Here is a 633-nt window from a genome sequence, read left to right as displayed (position 1 = left end):
ACACCAACTACGACTTCAACGACGCAATCCTGCCGATTGGCGCCAGCCTTTGGGTCAGGCTGGTGGAGCGCCGCCTGTCGGCCAGAGGCGCATCGTGATGCAACTGACGGAAAAGGACATTGTTTGGCGAAGCCATTGGCTGCGGCAGGTCCTGCCCGAGGACCCAGACCTTGCGCCTCCGCTCGAAGAGGCAACGCAGGCCGACATCTGCATCGTCGGCGGCGGGTATCTTGGATTGTGGACGGCCATCCGCCTCAAGGAGCACAATCCAGGCTTCGATGTTGTCATTTTAGAGCGCGACATTTGTGGTGGTGGCCCGAGCGGCCGCAATTCCGGAATGGTGCTTTCGGCATGGACCAAATACAGCGCGCTTGTCGCCCTGCGCGACGGAACCGACGCGCTTTCGATCATCAAGGCATCCGAAGCCGCGATCGGCGGCATCGAGGCTTTCTGCAAGGTCGAGGCGATCGACGCCTGGTTCGATCGCATCGGCTGGATCTGGGGCGCGACGTGCGAAGCACAGCTTGGCGCCTGGGACGACGCGTTGAACAAGCTGGCGGCGCATGGCTACGTGCCTGCGCGACGCGTTTCGCGCGACGAGATCGCGGCGATGGCAGGCACGACGAGCCACCT

At 63.0% G+C, this 633-nt stretch carries 1 protein-coding gene; it reads left to right on the top strand.

All coding sequences use genetic code 11. The features are described 5' to 3' along the window. Positions 1–97: 97 nt before the first annotated feature. Positions 98–633: FAD-dependent oxidoreductase (locus tag ENZ75_RS33600; protein WP_128278692.1), on the top strand; the 536-nt coding region annotated here is incomplete at its 3' end.

The organism is Mesorhizobium sp. M7A.F.Ca.CA.002.04.1.1 (assembly GCF_004022805.1).
Classification (GTDB): domain Bacteria; phylum Pseudomonadota; class Alphaproteobacteria; order Rhizobiales; family Rhizobiaceae; genus Mesorhizobium; species Mesorhizobium ciceri.
This window is presented reverse-complemented; position numbering and strand designations above follow the sequence as displayed.